This window comes from Planococcus sp. MB-3u-03 (assembly GCF_002833405.1).
In the GTDB taxonomy this organism is placed as follows: domain Bacteria; phylum Bacillota; class Bacilli; order Bacillales_A; family Planococcaceae; genus Planococcus.
The window spans coordinates 1793386-1814565 of record NZ_CP025135.1 but is presented as its reverse complement, the minus strand read 5'-3'; the positions used below and the strand labels follow the sequence as shown (position 1 = coordinate 1814565).

18 protein-coding genes and 6 pseudogenes are annotated in these 21180 nt (G+C 48.5%); 20 read left to right on the top strand and 4 right to left on the bottom strand.

Annotated elements, in window-relative coordinates; genetic code table 11:
* Nucleotides 1–3 precede the first annotated feature (3 nt).
* The gene (locus CW734_RS10400; protein ID WP_101190414.1) at nt 4–1134 is read left to right on the top strand and encodes a conserved virulence factor C family protein; all 1131 of its coding nucleotides are present in this window, start codon (nt 4–6) and stop codon (nt 1132–1134) included.
* Between the two features lie 769 nt (nt 1135–1903).
* On the opposite strand, the gene CW734_RS10395 is transcribed toward CW734_RS10400, so the two are convergent.
* On the bottom strand, nt 1904–2602 hold the full coding sequence (locus CW734_RS10395; protein ID WP_101190413.1) for a potassium channel family protein: 699 nt from the start codon (nt 2600–2602) through the stop codon (nt 1904–1906).
* 29 nt (nt 2603–2631) lie between these two features.
* Nucleotides 2632–3054: a VOC family protein gene (locus tag CW734_RS10390; protein ID WP_101190412.1), complete on the bottom strand. Its 423-nt coding sequence runs from the start codon at nt 3052–3054 to the stop codon at nt 2632–2634.
* A 371-nt stretch (nt 3055–3425) separates the two neighbouring features.
* On the opposite strand from CW734_RS10390, the gene CW734_RS10385 reads away from it, so the two are divergent.
* From CW734_RS10385 to CW734_RS10300, 18 genes and pseudogenes are all read left to right on the top strand, one after another.
* Nucleotides 3426–4661 (top strand): IS110 family RNA-guided transposase, encoded by a 1236-nt coding sequence (locus tag CW734_RS10385; RefSeq protein ID WP_101190411.1) that lies wholly within the window; start codon nt 3426–3428, stop codon nt 4659–4661.
* A gap of 325 nt (nt 4662–4986) precedes the next feature.
* Nucleotides 4987–5793 (top strand): aldo/keto reductase family protein, encoded by an 807-nt coding sequence (locus CW734_RS10380; protein WP_101190410.1) that lies wholly within the window; start codon nt 4987–4989, stop codon nt 5791–5793.
* Between the two features lie 443 nt (nt 5794–6236).
* On the top strand, nt 6237–6671 hold the full coding sequence (locus tag CW734_RS10375) for a BrxA/BrxB family bacilliredoxin (protein WP_101190409.1): 435 nt from the start codon (nt 6237–6239) through the stop codon (nt 6669–6671).
* A 2-nt stretch (nt 6672–6673) separates the two neighbouring features.
* A complete protein-coding gene (locus CW734_RS10370; protein WP_101192177.1) occupies nt 6674–7450 on the top strand; it encodes a class I SAM-dependent methyltransferase in 777 nt (258 codons plus the stop codon).
* 252 nt (nt 7451–7702) lie between these two features.
* Complete coding sequence (locus CW734_RS10365; protein ID WP_101190408.1) at nt 7703–8296, top strand: YpjP family protein; 594 nt, start codon at nt 7703–7705, stop codon at nt 8294–8296.
* Between the two features lie 123 nt (nt 8297–8419).
* Nucleotides 8420–9358: pseudogene (locus CW734_RS10360) on the top strand (thymidylate synthase).
* Between the two features lie 19 nt (nt 9359–9377).
* Nucleotides 9378–9873: pseudogene (locus tag CW734_RS10355) on the top strand (dihydrofolate reductase).
* Nucleotides 9866–10585, top strand: a complete 720-nt coding sequence (locus tag CW734_RS10350; protein ID WP_232787024.1) for a lysophospholipid acyltransferase family protein — start codon at nt 9866–9868, stop codon at nt 10583–10585. The pseudogene CW734_RS10355 and the gene CW734_RS10350 overlap by 8 nt, the downstream one beginning before the upstream one ends.
* A 53-nt stretch (nt 10586–10638) precedes the next feature.
* Nucleotides 10639–11477: pseudogene (locus CW734_RS10345) on the top strand (DegV family protein).
* 29 nt (nt 11478–11506) lie between these two features.
* On the top strand, nt 11507–12304 hold the full coding sequence (locus tag CW734_RS10340; RefSeq protein WP_101190406.1) for a GDSL-type esterase/lipase family protein: 798 nt from the start codon (nt 11507–11509) through the stop codon (nt 12302–12304).
* A gap of 11 nt (nt 12305–12315) precedes the next feature.
* Nucleotides 12316–12891 (top strand): YpmS family protein, encoded by a 576-nt coding sequence (locus CW734_RS10335; protein ID WP_101190405.1) that lies wholly within the window; start codon nt 12316–12318, stop codon nt 12889–12891.
* A gap of 16 nt (nt 12892–12907) precedes the next feature.
* A complete protein-coding gene (gene msrA, locus CW734_RS10330; protein ID WP_101190404.1) occupies nt 12908–13438 on the top strand; it encodes a peptide-methionine (S)-S-oxide reductase MsrA in 531 nt (176 codons plus the stop codon).
* Nucleotides 13435–13860, top strand: coding sequence for a peptide-methionine (R)-S-oxide reductase MsrB (msrB, locus tag CW734_RS10325; protein ID WP_101190403.1), 426 nt, complete (start codon nt 13435–13437; stop codon nt 13858–13860). Before msrA ends, msrB begins: the two co-directional genes overlap by 4 nt.
* A gap of 52 nt (nt 13861–13912) precedes the next feature.
* A complete protein-coding gene (locus CW734_RS10320; protein WP_101190402.1) occupies nt 13913–14128 on the top strand; it encodes a YozE family protein in 216 nt (71 codons plus the stop codon).
* Nucleotides 14129–14197: 69 nt separating this feature from the next.
* Nucleotides 14198–14902 (top strand): purine-nucleoside phosphorylase, encoded by a 705-nt coding sequence (deoD, locus tag CW734_RS10315; protein ID WP_058380644.1) that lies wholly within the window; start codon nt 14198–14200, stop codon nt 14900–14902.
* A gap of 104 nt (nt 14903–15006) precedes the next feature.
* A pseudogene (locus CW734_RS10310) lies at nt 15007–16533 on the top strand (S41 family peptidase).
* A gap of 63 nt (nt 16534–16596) precedes the next feature.
* The gene (locus tag CW734_RS10305) at nt 16597–17478 is read left to right on the top strand and encodes a CobW family GTP-binding protein (protein WP_101190401.1); all 882 of its coding nucleotides are present in this window, start codon (nt 16597–16599) and stop codon (nt 17476–17478) included.
* Complete coding sequence (locus tag CW734_RS10300; RefSeq protein ID WP_101190400.1) at nt 17475–17714, top strand: hypothetical protein; 240 nt, start codon at nt 17475–17477, stop codon at nt 17712–17714. Before CW734_RS10305 ends, CW734_RS10300 begins: the two co-directional genes overlap by 4 nt.
* Before the next feature lie 56 nt (nt 17715–17770).
* On the opposite strand, the gene CW734_RS10295 is transcribed toward CW734_RS10300, so the two are convergent.
* Nucleotides 17771–18331 carry an alpha/beta hydrolase gene (locus CW734_RS10295; protein WP_101190399.1) on the bottom strand — a complete coding sequence of 187 codons (561 nt, stop codon included), beginning with the start codon at nt 18329–18331 and terminating at the stop codon, nt 17771–17773.
* A 320-nt stretch (nt 18332–18651) separates the two neighbouring features.
* Nucleotides 18652–19992 (bottom strand): annotated as a pseudogene (locus CW734_RS10290) (MATE family efflux transporter).
* 109 nt (nt 19993–20101) lie between these two features.
* Between CW734_RS10290 and CW734_RS20005 the strand changes: the two are divergent.
* Nucleotides 20102–21173, top strand: a pseudogene (locus tag CW734_RS20005) (undecaprenyldiphospho-muramoylpentapeptide beta-N-acetylglucosaminyltransferase).
* The last annotated feature ends 7 nt before the right edge of the window (nt 21174–21180 follow it).

The window sequence follows — 21180 nt, the reverse complement described above, 5'->3', positions numbered from 1 at the left end:
ATTTTGAAAATACTAGCGATTGAACCGACTCCAAGCCCGAATACGATGAAAGTGATCATCGACCAGGAATTGCCGTTCGGGAAAAGCCATAATTACAAGAAAGACCAACTTGAAGGCGCGCCGAAAGAAGTGCAGGAAATCTTAGCGATCGATGGCGTCAAAGGCGTCTACCATGTGGCGGATTTCCTCGCAGTCGAACGCAATGCGAAATCCGACTGGGAAGGCATTCTCGCGGATGTGCGCAAAGTCTTTGGCGTAGGCAATGGTTCCGAGGAAGAACTTGAGATCGATGAGCATTTCGGCGAAGTGTATGTCCATGTCCAGGAATTCAAAGGCATTCCGTTGCAAGTGAAAGTGTTCGATTCGCAATCGGAAGAGCGCTTCGCGATGCCGGAACGGTTTGTGCAGGCGATGAACAAAGTCATGGACCCCACCGATGAAAACTTCATCTTCCAGCGTAAATGGGCGGATTACGGGGTCCGTTACGGCGAAAAAGCGGAAATTGGCAAAAGCATCGTCGAGGAAATCGAAGCGGCGTATCCGAACGAACGCCTGGATTCTTTGACCAGCAAAACCGAATCGAATGAATCGGCTGGCAAAATCAATAAACGCAGAGTGTCTTTGGAAGAATTCGACGCACCGGATTGGGAGACGCGCTTCCAATTGCTCGGCCAATTGGTTGAAGCGGATCTAGAGGATTTGCCGCTATTGGGCAAAGCGTTGGAAGACGACAAGATGTCGATTCGCCGCCAAGCAGCAATTTACCTCGGTGACATCGACGATGAAGCGGTCGTGCCGTACGCAGAACAGGCGATGAGAGACAAGTCGTGGGCGGTGCGCCGCACAGCAGGCGACACCATCAGCGACCTTGGCTTCGAAGCGTTCGAACCGATCATGATCGAAACATTGCAAGACAAAAACAAGCTCGTGCGCTGGCGTGCCGCAATGTTCTTGTATGAAACGGGAACGGAACAAGCCCTTCCGGCACTGAAAGAAGCGGAAAATGACCCTGAGTTCGAAGTGAAGCTCCAGATCAAGATGGCGATCGCCCGTATTGAACAAGGCGAAGAAGCGCGCGGTTCGGTATGGAAGCAAATGACCGAAGCCCGCCAGACGATGAAAGACAATAAGTGATTTAGACTCACAAAAAATTTATTAGCGTGTTTTCCGAAGCTTACCGCTCGCTTTCCGTGGGCTCGCGCCCAAGCCTCCTCAGCCGCTCTGCGCCTTGCGGGGTCTCGGCCGTCTCGCTGATCCACTGGAAAGATAAGGTCGACCTACGGGAGACATTATCTTTGCGAAAGTAATGCGGAGCATTATTGAGCAGAAGGGGTTACGAGCGGACGCTTCTCCAAACACTAAAATATTTCATTGATTGTTTTGTTAAGGCTTCTGCTTTCTATAAATTCTTGAATGTGCCAGTGTTGTATCAATACACTAAGCGTGAAAGAAATGTTTCCCGTCTGCTTCCTTGAGGTAAAGAGCAATACGACGCTTTACTTGGAGGAGAGAACATGGCTGAAAACAAGTATATTCAATAGAAGTTCTTTGCCGCGGCAAATACGAATCGTGGAATTTGAAAAGAAGATGAGCGCGACAGGTTTTATGAATCGGTGAAGAAAAATTCGCCGATCATGCATTTGAAGAAGAACCGACAGATGCGGAAGATACGGAAATCCTGCAGCTGAGCGCCAATTCCATGCATATCGATGACGAAGGCGAAGTGGACCAGAAAATGCGCTATGACTGGTTCCATTACGATAGTTTCAGGGATATGCTGTCGTATATCAATGGGCAATATAAGAACAAATAAGAAGGAAATACGAAAAAAGTCGGTCGCTCGTGGAATCCACAAGCGGCCGACTTTTTTTCTTGCTTAGCGGTATAAACTTCTAGAGGCATATCATTCCATTTTTTTCTTCAAATAGCGTTGGATGAGCTGGTGGTCTTCTGCAGTCAGTTTTTCGATTTTTTTGATTGAATTGACGATGTCGAGCACGCGGTCTTCTTCCAGTGCTCGCCTGCGGGAGGCGAAATAGGCCGAAATGGCACTGGTGAACGTTCCGATAATGCCGATTCCGACAAACATCAAAATGACCGCTAACAAGCGCCCGACGCCGGTTTCAGGGGTGATATCGCCATATCCAACAGTCGTAATCGTCACAATCGCCCACCAGATGGCATCATTGTAAGTAACAATTTGAGGTTCGATTAGGATCATTGGGATCGGCACAAGAAAAATCAAAATGACCGCGAAAATCAGCAGCTTTTCCAAGCCATTCGTTTTTAAGACGGCATACACAGGCCTTAAAAAGCGGGGAAGGATGCCCCATAATTTCAACATCCGGAAAAACATGAAAAAACGCGCTGCCTGATAAATCGCATCCAGCGGAATGATGGCAATCAATTCAAAGGGGTGGGATTTGATGAACTGCCATTTGCGCTCTGCTGCAAAGAAGCGGGTGAAATAATCAACGAAGAAAATCCCCCAGATGATCCAATGAACCAGGGTGAAACGTTCGTTGGAAACGAGCGCAATGATGACGGAAACGATCACCAGCAGGAACAGGAATGCCTCGTAAAAGAAATTGCGTAATTTCATGTCAATCCCCCTTTAGTTTAAGACAGGAATTAATCCACTTCTCCCCATGCAGGATTCCATACAATTTCCCATAAATGGCCGTCCGGATCTTGAAAATGCCCGGAGTAACCGCCCCAAAACGTATCATGTGCTGGGTCGGTTATAAGGGCTCCGGCTTGTTCAGCCTGGGCCATCACCGCATCGACTTCTGCTTTGCTGTTGACGTTATGGCCGAGCGTGAATTCTGTAGGACTTGGCGGGCCCATCGATACTTTCGTTTCGTGGGCGATGTCTTGGCGTTTCCAAATGGCGAGTTTCAGCCCTTGCTGAAGATCGAAAAAGGCGACGGCTCCGTTATCGAACTCCTCCCCAACGATTCCTTCTGTCGGTAACCCCAAGCCGTCCCGGTAAAATTTTAGCGCTCGCTTGAGATCGTCCACGCCAGTAGTGATGACAGAGATTCTTGGCTTCATTTTAATCCCTCCTCGTATATTATGTTTAAGGTTCTTACGAACCAGTCTTCTTATTTCACTTTGATTTCTCAAGCAGACAGCTTGGACGTCCCGGTATATTTCTAGATAATGGTCGTAGGATCATTTGGGACAATTCTTATCCCTCCTGTGGCTGGACCACATTCTAAGACTGTTTCTCAGTGCACGCGCGGAACTCCCTACTCGCAGGCTGAGCCTCCTGAAGATCGAACCCAGCTGTTAGTAGCGCTGGGGCGGCTTTCGACTCAGGATGAGCTCTCATACACGAGGTTGTTGGTCGGCGTACACACTAGAGATATCTCAAGGCGTCCAAGAACTGGCCAGATGATGCTAAATCGAAAGGAGGTCTTCCGATGAGATTATTTGTTGGTTTAGATGTTAGCTCATTTGATATGCGTGTCTGTTTTCTGGACGGTGACGGGGAAAAACTCGACACCTTCGCTGTTTCGAATGACCTGCCCGGTGCCACGGTCCTCAAAGAACGACTGATGGCTCGTTTGAGTGGGCAGGAGGTCGATGTTCTGAAGATCGGCTTGGAATCGACTTCCGTTTACAGCTTCCATCCGTCGATGTTCCTGCATCATGATGAGGAGTTGAAACGCTTTGGCGCGAAGGTGTTCGTCATGAACCCAAAGCAAATCGCCAATTTCAAGAAAAGCTATTCGGACATGGATAAGACGGATGAAATTGATGCGTTCGTCATTGCCGATTACTTGCGCTTCGGCCGCAATCAGCTGTCCGTCGTCAAGGAAAGCCAGTACGTGGCGCTGCAACAATTGACGCGGTCTCGTTATCATCTCGTCAAGGCATTGACGAAGGAAAAGCAGCACTTTCTCCAACACCTCAGTTTCAAGTGCAACACGTTCACTCAGGAAGTCGACGCTTCAGTGTTCGGCAATGCCATGATGGAACTGTTTCTGGAGAAACTCAGCCTGGAAGAAGTGGCCGAGATGCCACTCGAAGAGCTGGCTGCCTTCCTGCAGGAAAAAGGAAAGAACCGGTTCAACGATCCGGCCTGCATCGCTGCATCCATCCAAAAAGCCACACGCTCTTCGTATCGCTTGGACCAAGTCGTCGAAGACTCGATGGATGTGATTCTGGGTACGTCCATCGAGCTCATTCGCACGTTCAATAAACAGATCAAGGAACTCGATAAATCGATTACGAAACTGATGGCTGGGCTTACCCAAACCCTTGATTCCATTCCTGGCATTGGTCCGGTCTTCGCCGCCGGGATCATCGCTGAAATCGGTCAAATCGAACGATTTGAAGAGGAAAGCCAAATTGCCAAATACGCCGGTCTCTACTGGCGAAAACACCAATCCGGCACGTTTACCGCCGAATCTACCGCCTTGTCGCGTAACGGGAATCATTACTTGCGTTATTACCTGGTTGAAGCCGCCAACTCGGTAAGAAGGCATGTTCCCGAGTATCAAGACTATTACGCGAAAAAGTACCGAGAAGTGCCGAAACATCAACACAAACGAGCCCTCGTTCTAACCGCAAGAAAACTCGTGCGCTTGGTGGATGCGCTACTACGCAGCCACCAACTCTTCACGCCGGGAAAGGAGCGTGAAGCGATGACATAGCCATCGTCATTGCGTACCTTTCGAAAAATCCCAGTAAATGTAAATTATTTACTGGTCTATTTCTTGCGGTCTTTTTCAACAAAATTGACCTTTGATCAGTGCATCATGCCTTATTTTTCATTTGACATACTACCGCAGGTCTTTGTTGCTATGTAAGATTAGGGCCTGCGCTTCAAATTTCGATATTGCTGTAGTAATGTTCAAAAAGATATCGGGGTGGGTAAAATACATAATATGGCTTTATAAATCCTGTGAGGCGCAAGTTATAGTTCTTGTAGGTATTATATGCCGGATTATGATAACACATAGTATAGGAGGAAAGAGCATGAAAACTATTCAATTAAACGATAATGTCGAGATTCCGATTGTCGGCAGCGGAACTAACACTTTCGGCAAAGAAGGAAATCAATTCTCTGGTAATTTAAGAGGAGACACCGAAGAAATCGATTGGGCTATTGAAAATGGCTACCGTCATTTCGATTCTGCTCAACTGTATTCCAATGAGGAAGTTGTAGGAAAAGGAATCCACAAATCCTCAGTACCGCGCGAAGATTTCTTTATCACTACTAAATTAAGTACTCGCAAAGGAATAAGCAGTATAGATTGGGCAGTAGCTGAAATCGAAAAAAGCTTAGCCAAATTACAGACTGACTATATTGATTTGTTTCTCATTCATTTCCCGTGGGATAATAATGATGAGATGTTGGAAGCTTGGCGCATTCTTGAAGACCATTATGACCGGGGCGTGTTCAAGTCCATCGGGGTATCAAACTTCAACAAAGAGCAACTTGATTTGATCCTCGAAAACGGTAAAGTCAAACCAGCCGTAAACCAAATTGAATCCCACGTTGGAAAGTGGAATGAGGAGCTGATTGCTCATCATAAGGATAACGGGATTGCTTCTGTAGCTTGGTCACCGTTAGGCGGTATTGATGATAAAGCCAAGCAAGCATTGCAAGAAATCGGCCGCCAGTACGGCAAGACCTACGCTCAAGTTGTATTGCGGTACCAAATCGAACAAAACATTGTCGTCATCCCTAAGTCTCACGATAAAGACCGTCAAGCACAAAGTTTGGATATTTTCGACTTTGAACTAACGGCAAGTGAGCGGGAGCGCATTGCTGCTCTATAAAAAGTTAGCGTTTCATTTTGGAGATGGATCTCCAGAATGAAACGCTTTTTGGCATAAGCAGGTTTATTACGGAGATAAAGAGTGATGTTCTTATTTTTAGTCGATTGAATATTTCTAAAAGGATTTTTAACCAGGTTGATGTTGGCAGCTCTTTTGAAGTGGATCGCCAAGTAGAGAATGTGACGATCAGAAATGAATAAGAAGAAGTTACCTATATCCTATCAGATGAGAGATAACCTTATAGCAAAAAACTTCTCATTTATGTATTTATTATTGAACAATTGATCTTTTCTTCGAATCGAATATCAAATGATAAAACGCCAAAATATATCAAACCTGTTTTTTCGAACATGATATTATGAATTCGGATAGAAAATACGTTACTATGGACAGTGAAACGATAATTAAAAACAACTATTCTTTAAAAGAAAGCAGGGAGATATATGAACGCATACGATGAATACATGAAAGGCATTGTCGTCCCAATGCGCAAAGAACTAACGGAATCCGGATTCACGGAGCTGACGACGGCAGAAGACGTCAACGAACATATGAGCAATTCACAAGGCGTGAGCCTCGTGATCATCAACTCGATCTGTGGATGTGCCGCAGGGCTTGCACGCCCAGCAGTACGCGAAGCGGTGGAATTAGCTGAGCATAAGCCGGATCATTTGGTGACGGTCTTTGCAGGACAGGACAAGGAAGCGACAGCGCAGATGCGCCAGTATTTTGAGGAAGTGCCGCCATCGTCTCCTTCGATCGCGGTCGTAAAAGACGGCCAGCTTGCGCATTTCATTCCGCGCGAAGAAATCGAAGGCTTTGAAATGGAGCAAGTGCGTGATGCTGTGAAAAGAGCGATTGAGGAAGCTGCGCAGTGAAGATGATCGTCACGACCGCTTACCGGCCGACTGATGCGACCAAGCGCCGCGTGCAAGAGACGGCACAGCTCCTTGGCCTGCAGGCAGTCGAGCGCAATAAGCGGCCGATCTACAAATTGCACGAAGAACTAGCGGCGGACGTCATCGTCTGCAAAAAAGAACGGCTCGAGCTTTATCCAGTCGGACAAAGCGAGCCGTTCTTTTTTCATCCCAATTCGGCGGCATTTCGCTCGAAGCGGCCGCTCGGAAACGATCCGCTCGTTGAAGTCTCAGGACTCGAGCCGGGCGATGCCTATCTGGATTGCACGCTCGGCATGGCGAGTGATGCGCTCATCGCTTCGCTTGTCGTTGGGGAGACGGGGCGAGTGGTTGGCTGTGAAAGCGACCCGGTCATCGCTCATGTCATCCGTGAAGGCTTGAAAAATTATCAGGATATGCCAAAGCTGCACGAATCGATGAGGCGCATCCAAGTTGTCCCGAAAAATGCGGTCGATTATTTGAAGGGCCTTGATGATGATTCCTTCGATGTCGTTTACATGGATCCGATGTTCACGGAACAGATTGCCGAAGCGTCGAACTTTGCGCCACTCCGGAACAACGCGGACCACGGGCAGTTGACGCAGGAATGGGTAGAGGAAGCGAAGCGCGTCGCAAGGAAAAGCGTCGTCTTGAAAGCGCATTTCCGCTCGACTGATTTTGAGGCGTTCGGCTTCAATCGGCGCGTGCGCCCAAATACGAAATTCCATTTCGGCGTCATACAAATGAATAAGAGCCAATAAAAAAATCTCCCAAAGCGGGAGATTTTTTTTAGTCTGTAAAGGATAGCGAAGTCAAATACACAAGCATAAACAATAGACCCAATCCAATCAATAATGACGCGTCCATGAAAATTCCTCCTTTTTGAAAAAAACAAGGCGTACTTACTCGCTTTATTGTACAATGAAATGGAACAAGATGAAACCTTTCCACTTAAAAATCGTTTATTACTATAACTATCTTGACAAAATGTTCAAAATTGAGGGTGATGTTTAATGAAGAGTTGGTGGCAGAAGTCCTTGATGGTTGCTGTAACGGTTCTGACGCTAGGAGCCATTACGCCAAACCATATGATTTGGGAGTCCTTGCTCGATGAAGAGGATAGCCCAAAAACACATGCAAGCCAAGGGCAAACAAAAGAATTTACGCTTGAATGGATCGACCCTGCAGAATATTATGTGACGGCAGACTCAATTCTTGCCGATTTCCGCCAAGCTGCGGAAGAACAGTCCTACATAAAATTCGGTTCGCGCATTGGCCCGGTGATCGATTCGGAATTCCGTACGCGCATTTTGCCGACGATCCAGGACGTCATCGACACGGAACTGGCTGCATACGGCAAAGACAGATTGCGCAATTTGGCGATTTCCGAAAAACCGTCCGGCGACCACGCCGAGAAGATTTTCCACGTTTACGACAAAGACAGCGGGCAAGATGAAATCCGCTTCCATGTCCGGACTGAGAAAAAACCGCTTGAAGGCTATTCGTTCAATTTCCATTACCATTTAGCAAGCGATCAGTACCAGCGCCACATCAGCATCGGGGACATCTACTGGTCAAAAAATACACCGCCTAAATGGCTTTCCTGAAACCGTTATCACGATAACGGTTTTTTTTAATTCGCCCATTTCTTTCTTCAGCTGTGATACTCTTAAAGTTTTTCTTATTCGAGTTGTTTTTGTTATGATGATACTAATAATGGAGGGAATTGCATGAAACAATATTTAGCGTTGTGTGAACATATTCTGGATCAAGGAGCCAAAAAAGAAGACCGTACGGGGACCGGGACGCTCAGCGTATTCGGCCACCAGATGCGCTTTGACCTGGCAGAGGGCTTCCCGCTCATGACCACCAAAAAAACAGCGTTTCGCCTGATCGTCTCTGAACTTCTCTGGTTCATCAAAGGCGATACGAACGTCCAAACTTTATTGAAAGATAATAACCACATTTGGGATGAGTGGGCATTTGCCCAGTGGGTCGAAAGCGATGAATACGACGGGCCGGACATGAATGATTTCGGTAGGCGGGCACAGCGCGATCCGGAATTTGCAGAACTGTACAAACAGCAAATGACGCTGTTCCAGGAAAAGTACTGGCAGATGACGAGTTTGCGAAAAATACGGTGATTTGGGGCCGGTTTACGGCAAGCAATGGCGATCGTGGGCAGCGACTGACGGCGGCCAGATTGACCAGCTGAAAATGTCGTTGAATCGATCAAGAACAATCCAGACTCGCGCCGCCATTTGGTAACGGCATGGAATCCGGAATTCATCGATGATATGGCGCTTCCGCCTTGCCACATCATGTTCCAGTTTTACGTAGCAGACGGCAAATTGTCGTGCCAGCTATACCAAAGAAGCGCGGACGTCTTTCTCGGCGTGCCGTTCAATATTGCGTCCTACGCCCTTTTGACGCATCTAGTTGCACAGGAATGCGGGCTCGAGCCTGGTGAATTCATTCATACGACCGGCGATACGCATCTTTATGTGAACCATTTAGAACAAGTGCAGGAGCAATTGAGCAGAGAACCGAAAGCTTTGCCAATTTTGAAATTAACAGAAGGCAAATCGATGTTCGATATGGACATGGAAGACATTCAAATTGAGGGCTATGACCCGCATCCACGGATCAAAGCACCTGTTGCTGTATAACGGCCAAGGAGGAGAACTTATGATTTCATTAATGGTGGCACATGACCCAGATCACGTAATCGGCAAGGACAACCAATTGCCGTGGCATATTCCGGAAGATTTGGCATATTTTAAAACACACCCTCGGAAAAGGCATGGTCATGGGGCGCAATACCTTCGAATCGATCGGCCGCCCCTTGCCGAAACGGCGCAATATCATCGTGACACGCAATGCGGATTATACGGCACCAGGCGCCGACATTACTCATAACCTGGAAGATGCGATCGAACTGGCCAGAGAGCAGCACGACGAAGTGATGGTCATCGGCGGCGAGCAGATTTTCCGCAAAGCCTTGCCGATCGCCGACAGGCTGTATATTACACTGGTCCACCAGCCGTTCGAGGGAGATACGTTTTTTCCTGAATACGGAAGGGAATGGAAGCTAGTATCGGAGTCTGAACGCCAACACTCGAACGGCATCCCGTATTCTTATTTGGTGTACGAACGAAATGCAGGGGGAGAAACAGGTGCTTAAGTCTGCCCGAACATTTTCTTATCTATTCGGCTATTTACCGATTGCCGCTACCAATCTGGCGAAGTTCAAAAAACGTAAAGCGAACATGAGCCAAGAGGAATACAGCAAGCTGATCCATAGCGAACCCCAAAAATGGGCGTCTGGCATCATGCAGCGCACCGGCAGCCAGGTCGAAGTGAGCGGGCTCGATTACTTACCAGAAGGGCCGGTGCTGTTTGTCAGCAACCACGAAGGCAATTTCGATATTCCGGTGCTGTTGTCGTCGATCCCGAAACCGTTCGGCTTTATTTCCAAAGAAGAAGTGAGGAAATTCCCAATCATCCCGACTTATATGGAAGAGATGAATTGCGTATTCCTCGACCGGACCGACCGCCGCAGCGCCTTCAAGTCCATCACCGATACCATCGGAAAGCTTCAGGAAGGCCATTCCATCCTGATTTTCCCGGAAGGCACGAGAAGTAAAGGCCAAGGGCTCAAGGAGTTTAAAGCCGGCTTCATGCGCATTGCCAAAGAAGCTGGCGTACCGGTCGTGCCGATCGCCATCGAAGGCACGTCGCGCATTATGGAAAACAACAATAACCAAATCCGCCCGGCCCATGTAAGGGTTCAGGTGCTTGAACCGTTTACGCCGCAACAGTTGGACGCTGCGGGCGTAAAAGCAGCGCAAGTGGTCAAAAGCCGCATCGAACAAGCGCTGGCTAAGCTTCAGTAAACTTTTTGCAAGAAGAGAAACACCCTATATGCAGATGAAATGGAAGTGATCGAATGTCGAAAATTCACATTGTAACGGATTCGACTGCTGATTTGAAGGCAGAAGAAATAGAAGCATACGGGCTTCACGTCGTACCGTTGTCGATCCAGATCGGGGGCAAGACCTATCTCGACCGCGTCGATTTGGAACCGGAAGCTTTTCTGGAACTGATGAAAAACTCAGCTGAATTTCCGAAGAGCTCACAACCGGCGCCAGGAGTCTTTAAAGAGCTATATGACGAACTCGGCAAGGACGGGGCCAAATTATTTCCATCCATATGACTGGCGGCATGAGCGGCACTGTGGAATCTGCGCGCACCGCTGCCGAATTGACGGATTCGGATGTTACGGTCATCGATTCCCGCTATATTTCCCATGCCTTGAGCTTCCAGGTATTCGAGGCTGCCGACATGGCGAAACAAGGAAAAACGGTCCAGGAAATTGTCGAACGCGTGGAGCAGGTGCGGCGCAATACGAAATTGTATGTTGTTGTCGATACGCTCGATAATTTAGTCAAAGGCGGGCGCATCGGCAAAGGCCGTGCGATGATCGGATCGTTCCTGAAGATCAAGCCGATTGCCTCGCTTGATGATGGTGAGTATACACCTGTCGCTAAAATGCGCAGTCATAAGCAAGTGGTTGAGTATTTGGTGAAGGATTTCACCGAACGCACAAAAGGCAAAGTGGTTAAAGGCGTCGGCATCGCACAGGCGAATGGCCAATCGATGGCCGAGCCGCTGCGCGAAAAAATCAAGGACACCGGGTTTGCCGGGGTCCGTTATGATTTCACGACACCAGTCATTTCCACGCATACCGGAATTGGCGCCATCGGTTTCATGTATTATACGGAGTAAACTAAAAGAAATATGAAGGAGAGACGGACGTGAAACGCATCCTGTATATTGTTGTCGCTTTATCGCTTGTGCTTGCGGGATGTGCTTCAACGTTCAATTTCGGTAAAGAAGAAGCGGCGCCGCGTTTGCCGGTAGAGTTCACACCCTATACGATCCCGCCTAACTTCATTCCGCAAACCGTCATTATCACGGCACTGGGCGATTCTTTGTCGCAAGGCGTGGGCGATACGGAAAACCGCGGGGGTTATGCCGGCCGCTTGGCGCTCGAAATGGCTGAGTGGCCCGGGGTAGAAGGCATCGCCCTTGAGAACACCGCGAAACGCGGCAGGAGAAGCGACCAATTATTGGCGCTGTTCCAGCAAGGCAAGCTGTCCGGCCCGTTGCTCGCTTCCGATTATATTTTCATGACGATCGGCGGCAACGACGTCATGCGCATCGTCAAACGGGATTTGTTTTCGCTGAATATCGATGCATTCACTAAAGAATTGATTCTCTACCAGAACCGCTTCGAGACCATCTACGCATCCATCCGCTCATTGAATCCGTCCGCGCCGCTCATCGTCGTCGGCCTGTACAACCCATTTTCTCTGGTGACGGATGAAGTTGAGGAATTCGATCAAATTATCGCCTCCTATAATGGAGTCATGCAAGAAACAGTGGAAGATGACCCGCATGCCTGTTTCGTCCCGGTCAGCGATTTATTCGTCGGCAATGAGAATTTGGTATATCATACCGATTTCTTCCACCCGAACAGCAAAGGCTATGACCTGATGGCTGAGCGCGTATCTGAAAGAATGGGGCAATGCGGCATCAGCTTCCAAGGATAGGAGGTGGAAAAATGAAAAAATGGCGTTTTGCATTCTTCGTGTTATTGGTGTTGAACCTTATTGCCGTCATTGGATTTTTCCTGTTCATTACGACACCATCCGATAATTTTAAAACCTATCAAGCGGAAAGCAGCCCGCCGCCTGAAGGCAATACAGTCGTCGTCAATACGACCAAAGCCGACTTTGAAGGGATTGCGAATACCTACATCGCAGATGCGATGGAAGGCCAGCCGATGCCCTTGCGCCTAGCGGTGACCGATAATGTCAGCTTGTCTACCGAATTGACGGTATTCGGGGTGACCTTGCCGATCCTGTTGACGTTCGACCCGGTTGTGCTGCCGGATGGCAATTTGCTGTTGGAACAGCGTTCGGTCGAAGTCGGACGGCTCGACATACCACCGGAATCAGCGTTAAAATTGCTTCGAGACTCCGTGGACCTTCCAGAATTTATGGAAGTTCTGCCGAAAGAAGAGGAAGTCGTGTTGAATCTCACCGAAATTCCCATCAACGGCGGCGTTTCAGTACGCGCAACATCGTTCGACCTTGAAGAAGACGACATCCGTCTTTTAGTAACGATTCAGCCATAATGTGAGGAGGAGTAAGATGAAGACAGAAAAAGCGACATTTGCCGGCGGCTGTTTTTGGTGCATGGTGCAGCCTTTTGATTCACTCGAAGGCATCGAAGCGGTCGTCAGTGGCTATACAGGCGGCGATTTGCCGAATCCGACCTATGAACAAGTCTGCACAAACTTGACTGGCCATCGGGAAGCTGTTGAAATCACCTTCCAACCGGAGCTTTACCCTTATGAGCAACTGCTTGAAGTGTATTGGTCCCAGATCGACCCGACCGATGCGGGCGGCCAGTTTTTCGACCGCGGCGATTCTTATAAAACCGCCATTTATTACCACACGGAAGAACAGCGGATCGCTGCTGAAAAATCCAAACAGCAATTGGAGCAATCGGGCAAGTTCACGAAGCCGATCGCGACGGATATTCTGGAAGCAAAAGAATTCTATCCGGCCGAAACGTATCACCAAGAATATTACCAGAAAAACCCAACGCATTATAACCGCTATGCGACAGGATCCGGTCGCAAGGCATTTATCCAAAACCATTGGGGGGAATCGAAATGAAAGACGATTTAAAAGCGAAATTGACGCCGATGCAATACCATGTCACGCAGGAAAACGGTACTGAACCGCCGTTCCAAGGCGAATTCGACCAGCATTTCGAAGAAGGCATCTATGTTGACATCGTCTCGGGCAAACCGTTGTTCAGCTCAAAAGACAAATTCGACGCCCATTGCGGATGGCCAAGCTTTGCCAAGCCGATCGAAGACGAAGAAGTCAAAGAAAGCTTCGATACGAGCCATGGCATGAGACGGACCGAAGTGCGCTCTGCTTCTGCCGATTCGCATCTCGGCCATTTGTTCCCGGACGGGCCATCTGAACTCGGCGGCTTGCGCTATTGCATCAACTCCGCAGCATTGCGTTTTGTTCCGAAAGACCAATTGGAACAGCAGGGCTATAGCGAGTATCTGCAACTATTTGAATAATAGATGAGCCTGGACTCCGGTCCGGGCTTTTTGCTGAAAGGAGGAGCCTCTCATGGAGCGCTCGTTTTATCAATTTGCATTGAAATACCGCGGCAAGCTTGTGCAGGATGAATATTCCCGATTTGCCGAGGCGATGTTTTTGGATCACAGCTTTCCGAAAACGAGTACGGATTTTCAGGAAATCTCACAATATGTCGAAGAGAAGGCGCATCCAGTTCTCCAAGCTTCCACATTCGACCGGATGTGGGAAGAATACGAGACAGCTTGAGGCTCTTCATTGCACTTGTCTAAAAAAAACAGTATGATTAAATCGACTAAAATAAAGTGAGGTTTTATGATGAGTGTCCACATTAATGCTAAAAAAGGCGATATCGCCGATACTATTCTGCTTCCTGGAGACCCGCTTCGCGCGAAGTACATCGCGGAAACATTCCTAGAAGACGTCACATTGTATAACGAAGTCCGCAATATGTTCGGCTATACGGGTACATACAAAGGCAAACGCATTTCCGTTCAAGGAACGGGCATGGGTGTCCCGTCGATCTCGATCTATGTGACGGAATTGATGCAAGAATACGACGTGCAGAAATTGATCCGCGTCGGTACTTGCGGCTCGATCCATAAAGACGTCAAAGTGCGCGATGTCATCCTTGCACAGGCTGCTTCAACGGATTCGAAAATGAACGACATCATCTTCAACGGCATCTCATATGCGCCGATCGCCAACTTCGACCTTCTGCAAAAGGCTTATGCAGCCGGGCAGGAAAAAGGCTTGAACTTGCGCGTAGGGAACGTATTCACAGAAGACGTATTCTACAACGAACACGCAGAGCACGAAAAATGGGCACAATACGGAATTCTTGGCTTGGAAATGGAATCTTCCGCATTGTACACGCTAGCAGCGAAATTCGGCCGCAAAGCGCTATCGATTCTGACAGTCAGCGACCATCTTTTGACTGGTGAAGTAACTTCTGCAGAAGAACGCCAAACAACTTTCAACGATATGATTGTTGTGGCATTGGACGCAGCGATCCAAGACTAACAGGAAAAAAGACTGTCGAGGCAGTCTTTTTCTTTTAACCCCGCCAAGTTTCCGAAAAATCTTTGAAACTTGTTGTCAGGTGAATGAAGAAAGTGGTGAAACATATGGACGAAAAGCGACCGGGCGAAGAACAGCAACCCGAAGCGCAGGCGGCAGAGGAACCAAAGTCGCATTTTATTCGAATGAAGACCTTCTATTTCATCATGCTCGTCTTTTTCTTGATTATCGCGACAGCGGGCATCACCGTTTTCGCTTTAACTTTCGGAGAAGATAAAGCAGTGGAAGTGAACAGTCCTGAGCGCCAGGAATTCCAGAAATTATACTCTGCTTACGATCAAATAGAAGCACAGTATTTTGAGGAAGTAGAGGAAGAAGACTTGATCAACGGTGCCATCAACGGCATGGTGGATGCACTTGGCGACCCGTATTCCGACTATATGGATGAAAACGAGGCTGCCCAGTTCATGGAAGGCATTTCATCCAGCTTTGAAGGAATCGGCGCAGAAGTCCAAGAGCGCAATGGCTATGTAACGGTTGTTTCACCGATCAAGAACTCTCCGGCTGAAAAGCAGGTGTCTTGCCGAACGACCAGATATTGGAAGTTGACGGCGAAAGCATACAAGGATTTTCTACAACCGAAGCGGTCATGTTGATCCGTGGGGAAAAGGAACCGAAGTGACTTTGACGATCCAGCGCGGCGAAAATGCTGACCCGATCGAGATCACGATCGTCCGTGACGAGATCCCGATTGAAACGGTGTATGCGGAAATGGTCAATGACCAAGTCGCCCACATCAATATTACAAGTTTCTCTGGGACACTTATGATGAACTGCAGGAAGCCATCGCTGACATGGAAGAACAAGGCATGGAAGCAGCAGTCCTCGATGTGCGCCAGAATCCAGGCGGCTTATTGAATACGGCGCTTGATATTTCCAACCTCTTTATTGAAGAGGGCAAGGAAATGTTCGAAGTGCAAGCAAAAGGCGAAGAGCCGGAAGTGTATCTCGCTACAGGCGGCGATAAACTGGATATTCCGGTGACCTTGCTGATCGATGGAGGCAGTGCATCGGCTTCTGAGATTTTGGCAGGAGCGATGAGCGAATCCGCGGATGTTACCTTAGTCGGAGAGAAAACCTTCGGGAAAGGGACCGTCCAAACAGCGAATGACCTTTCGGATGGCTCGAACTTGAAGTTCACGACCGCTAAATGGTTAACGCCGGATGGCAATTGGATCCACGAAGAAGGCATCGAGCCGGATGAAGTGGTTCCATATCCAGAATATGCATCCCTGCCGTTCCTTGATCCGTCAGTCGAATTGAAAGATGGCAGCATATCCGAACAAGTGCAAACTGCAGAGAAAATGTTGGATGCACTCGGTTATGAAGTCGGCGAAATCGACGGCGTGTTCGAAGAAGAGATGGAGCAGGCCGTAACTGAATTCCAGGAAGCGAACGATCTGGAAGCGGACGGTGTATTGACCGAAGACACGACGTATGCGGTCATGGACCAATTGCGCGAAAAGATCAATACGGAAGATCCTCAGCTCCAGGAAGCAACAGATATCCTGATGGAGCAGGCTGGCTTAGCAACGGAAGAACCGGCTGAAGAAGAAGCCGATACAGAAGAATAAGTTTGTTGAAAAGGCCCGCTTCCGGCGGGCCTTTTCTTGCATAAGGAGAGAAAGGGTGAGTTGATGGTTGATGTGTATTTGTTCAGCGGATTTCTCGGCAGCGGGAAAACGACCTTGCTGAAGAAGATGATTATGGAATTTAAAGAAAAAGGCTTGAAGCCGGCAGTGTTCATGAATGAACTCGGATCGATGAATTTCGATTCCGAAGAAGTCGGGGACGGGGTGCCGCTTAAGGAAATCCTGGATGGCTGCATTTGCTGCAGCGGCTCGGAAAAATCGGAAGCGCAGATCCAGACTTTGCTCGCGGAGTCGGAATTTGATGTGTTGCTGATTGAAACGACAGGAGCGGCACATCCTGTCGAAGCGCTCGACGCGATATTTTCGCCGCTGTTCGCGGAGCGCTTGAACTTCCGCGGCATTGTCACAGTGGCGGACAGCAAACGCTTTTTAGAGCGCCAGCAATTGTCTCCGCAAATTCGCTCGCTGTTCATCGAACAGATTCGCCATGCTGATTTACTATTGGCCAACAAAACCGATTTGCTGAGCGAATCGGAACAAAGCCAGGCGATTTTTGAGATCCAGCAAATCAATCCGACGGCGCGTATCGTCCAGACGGTCCATGCCAAAGTGCCGCTAAAATTGCTTGAATCCATCAGCCCCGCAGAGCGTGGGCCTGTCGAACAGGCACCGGTGTCAAAATTGAATTTGCAGACGAAGATCGTGTCATTTGATGAGCCAATCGAACGGGAAGCGTTTGAGGAATGGCTGCGCAATTTGCCGGATACGGTCTACCGCATCAAAGGCTATCTTACGCTCTCAGGCCATAGCTATCCGCATTCTTTCCAGTACGCTTACGGCATGGTGCAATGGCTGCCAGAATACATGAAGCTGCGCAACCAGATTGTGCTGATCGGTGAAAACCTTGAGGAGCTGGCAATGCCATGATCGAGGCGTATAAACGGCTATGGCCAGACCGGCAAGGCGTCCAGCGCATCACGACGCAAGACGAGTTGGAGACAAGCATACGCGTAGAACTGAACGACGAATTGACCCATCCACGCGTCCGTAAATCAGTGGAAGAAAAGCTGGAGTTGGCGGTCGAACGGATTGGGGAGTCGGCGCTTACGGAAGATGAAAAAACAAAATTAATCCAGCTATATAAAAAACTTGCCGCTCATTGAGCGGCAAGCTGTTCAGGCTACCGGGAATGCTCCGGTAGCTTTTTTTTTATAAATTATCAGTTTCCACTCTCTGTTTTTCTGATTTCCGAGACAAGCCCGCTTATCCCATTTGGGAACAGGTGATCATTTCCGGGAAGTTTTCTCAATGTCGCATTCGACAGTTTCTCTGAGTATTTTTGTGAATGGCTGAAAGGGACAATGGGATCGCCAGCGCTATGGAAAAGAACGACTTCCGGTAAGGGCTCAATATGAGAACCAAAATCCTTTTCCAGTAAAAACTCTTCGACTGCCCATTGCGAATTGATTTCCCAATACGGTGCTGCGACAGTGATGATTTTAGCAAATGACTTTCGAGGAGCTTGTTCTGATAAAAATTTAAACAAAACCGAACCTCCGAGTGAGTGGGTTACCACAATTGCGCCATCGTTCAATGATTCGATTTCTTTTTTTAATACGTGTTTCCAAGGCAAGTAATGCGGGTCTTCAGGATGAGTCATTTTTGGTGCAATTACCTGGAATTCGGCGTCTAATTGTTGCTTCAAATACTGCAGCAGCCCCGAACTGCCTTCTTGCTCTCCTTGTGGGCCGGCACTATGGATGAATAAAACTTGTTTCATTAGTTGAGCCTCCCGTCGTTTGATGTCGACTGCATTCAACCGCTAAAGGTAGTTTACTTTATTAATTCTCCGATCCAGCGCTTTTAAAACACAGCTATCTGTTTTAACCTTAAGAAATCCGCTCAGTTGTATTTATCTCAAATTCTATCAAATAACTGGCCCGTCCAATAAAAAAACACCTTTGCACTGAGTGGCTGGTATTTTCATACCCGATTTTCAGTGAAAGGTGTTTTTTTATCTTATAGATATAGGCAGTGACAGAGCGATTCGATGGCTTTGATCTGACCTTGATGCTTCTAACCTTTTGCCACTGCGATTTATCAGTGGTCAGCCAGTTTTTTCTGGATGATCAACAAGCGGATCGATAAGGTGATGGCGCCTGCAGTGAGTCCGGCGATCAGGCCGACCCAATAGCCGAATGCACCGAGATCGGTGAACGTGGCGAACAGATAGCCTGAAGGCAGCCCGATGACCCAATAGGAAATGAGCGCCATGATGAATGTGATATTGACGTCCTTATAGCCGCGCAACGCCCCTTGTACCGGAGCTTGGACAGCGTCCGACACTTGGAACAAGGCAGCGAAGATCAGGAACTGGACAGCGAGCCCGATGACGGCGGGGTCGGATGAATACAACTCGGCGATCGGTTCCCGCAGGAAGTACAGGATGCCCGACGAGATGACACTGAGCGTCACGGCTGCCGCGACGCCAAGCCAGCTGTATTGCTTGGCATGTGCAGCACGTTTTGCCCCGACTTCAAACCCGACCAGTATCGTTGCGCCCATCGAGATGCTGAGCGGCAGCATATAGAGGAGCGATGCAAAGTTCAAGGCGATTTGGTGGGCAGCGATGGTGATCGTCCCGTACACAGACATCATGAACGTGACCGCAGAAAAGATGCTTGTTTCGGCGAAGATCGAAATGCCTATCGGCACGCCGATGCCCGTGATCTCTTTCCATCTACTTAAGGAAGGGCGCGCCCATTTGCGGAAAATCCCGAATGACTTGAACGGTTCATTCGTGTGGATGATGAACGCGGCAATCGCCAGCACGAGCCAATACGTGATCGCCGAAGCCATCCCGGCACCCGGGCCGCCGAGTTCAGGAAGCCGAAGTTTCCGAAAATCAGCAAATAATTGAAGAATACATTGATCGGTGCCGACATCAGCGTGATGAACATCGTCACGCGCGTGGCGCCGAGCGCGTCGATATACGAACGCAGCGCATTATAGGCGAACAGCGGCACCAGCCCTAAGCTCATCGCAAAATATAGCGGCTGGCTACGTCGTTGACAGCTGGCTCGAGGTCCATAAAGCCGAGCAGCCAGTCGATGCCGAAGAAGAAAAGGCGAAGACGATTGCCGCCAGGATGGCCGCCAAGTAAATCCCTTGCTGTACGGCGTCTTTCACGCCATCTTTTTCTTGGCCCCATCAATTGTGCTACAATTGGGTAATGGACATGAGGATGCCGGCAAGTCCGATATACACCGGAACCCAAAAGAGGATCCGATCGACACGCCGGCAAGATCCTCGGTCCCGTAGCGGGCGGTCATGTAAATATCGAAAAAGTCACCATATACATAGCGACTTGGGTGATGAGAATCGGCAGGACGATTTTCATTAACAATTTGAGTTTTCTTGAGTCGTTTCTGTTTCGTACATATACATAGCCTCCCAATACACTTGCAATACCAAATAAAACGAGTATATCACACAAACCGTGCAAAGTGATGAAGACACATATGCGCATAGTAGGAGAGTCGGACAACAGATGGAAAACAAGACAATCATTTTAACGGGCGGCGGGACAGCTGGCCATGTTTCATTAAATCAGGCAATCATTCCGAACTGGAAAACTCGGGTTCCGCGTTGAATATATCGGCTCCAAAGAGGGATTGAAAACGAATTGATCCGCGATTCGTATCCGGAGATCACCTATCACGCCATTTCAAGCGGCAAACTGCGCCGTTATTTCTCCATGAAGAACTTCACGGATCCGTTCCGTGTCGGGGCAGGATTGACGCAAGCCTTAAACATTATCCGCAAAGTGAAGCCGGTCGCAATCTTTTCAAAAGGCGGTTTCGTCTCGGTACCGGTCGCGATGGCGGGCCGTTTGGCAGGCGTGCCTGTCATCATTCACGAATCCGATGTCACGCCCGGCCTTGCGAATAATTGGCAATTCCCTTTGCGGACCATATCTTTACGGTCTTCAAGGAAACGATGAGCCATGTGCCGAAAGAGAAATCGACTTGCACGGGCTCGGTCATCCGCAGCGAATTGCTCGACGGCTCAGCCGCGAACGGCAGGAATTATGCCATTTCGACAATACCCATAAAGTATTGATGATCATGGGCGGAAGCCAAGGGTCTTCGCTCATCAATGATGCGGTGCGCGAAAACCTGGATACGTTGACGAAGCAATTCAATATCATTCATTTATGTGGAAAAGGCAATATCGATGATCGCCTTGAAGGCCACGCACAGTATTGCCAGTTTGAATATGTGACGCATGAATTGTCGCATCTTTTGCATTTGACGGACCTTGTCGTTTCCCGGGCAGGATCGAATTCGATCTTTGAATTTTTGGCGTTGAAAAAGCCGATGCTGCTCATTCCTTTATCGAAACAAAAAAGCCGCGGGGACCAGATCTTAAATGCCAATTTGTTCGAAGCGCAAGGCTTTGCCCATGTGCTTGAGGAAGAACAAGTGAATGCACAAAGCTTCATGGCAGCGATTGAGCGCCTGGTAGCTGAAGAAGAGCAATTGATCCACGCAATGACTGAAGCAGAACCGCCGAAAACCGCCTATGAAATGGCGAAATTGGTGGCTGCCCACGCAAAATAAACTCGAG

Bases quoted from the DNA above. Each gene is read 5' to 3' on its own strand.
- CW734_RS10395 (WP_101190413.1), bottom strand. From the start codon at position 2,602: ATGAAATTACGCAATTTCTTTTACGAGGCATTCCTGTTCCTGCTGGTG.
- CW734_RS10390 (WP_101190412.1), bottom strand. From the start codon at position 3,054: ATGAAGCCAAGAATCTCTGTCATCACTACTGGCGTGGACGATCTCAAG.
- CW734_RS10385 (WP_101190411.1), top strand. From the start codon at position 3,426: ATGAGATTATTTGTTGGTTTAGATGTTAGCTCATTTGATATGCGTGTC.
- CW734_RS10380 (WP_101190410.1), top strand. From the start codon at position 4,987: ATGAAAACTATTCAATTAAACGATAATGTCGAGATTCCGATTGTCGGC.
- CW734_RS10375 (WP_101190409.1), top strand. From the start codon at position 6,237: ATGAACGCATACGATGAATACATGAAAGGCATTGTCGTCCCAATGCGC.
- CW734_RS10370 (WP_101192177.1), top strand. From the start codon at position 6,674: ATGATCGTCACGACCGCTTACCGGCCGACTGATGCGACCAAGCGCCGC.
- CW734_RS10365 (WP_101190408.1), top strand. From the start codon at position 7,703: ATGAAGAGTTGGTGGCAGAAGTCCTTGATGGTTGCTGTAACGGTTCTG.
- CW734_RS10335 (WP_101190405.1), top strand. From the start codon at position 12,316: ATGAAAAAATGGCGTTTTGCATTCTTCGTGTTATTGGTGTTGAACCTT.
- msrA (WP_101190404.1), top strand. From the start codon at position 12,908: ATGAAGACAGAAAAAGCGACATTTGCCGGCGGCTGTTTTTGGTGCATG.
- msrB (WP_101190403.1), top strand. From the start codon at position 13,435: ATGAAAGACGATTTAAAAGCGAAATTGACGCCGATGCAATACCATGTC.
- CW734_RS10320 (WP_101190402.1), top strand. From the start codon at position 13,913: ATGGAGCGCTCGTTTTATCAATTTGCATTGAAATACCGCGGCAAGCTT.
- deoD (WP_058380644.1), top strand. From the start codon at position 14,198: ATGAGTGTCCACATTAATGCTAAAAAAGGCGATATCGCCGATACTATT.
- CW734_RS10305 (WP_101190401.1), top strand. From the start codon at position 16,597: ATGGTTGATGTGTATTTGTTCAGCGGATTTCTCGGCAGCGGGAAAACG.
- CW734_RS10300 (WP_101190400.1), top strand. From the start codon at position 17,475: ATGATCGAGGCGTATAAACGGCTATGGCCAGACCGGCAAGGCGTCCAG.
- CW734_RS10295 (WP_101190399.1), bottom strand. From the start codon at position 18,331: ATGAAACAAGTTTTATTCATCCATAGTGCCGGCCCACAAGGAGAGCAA.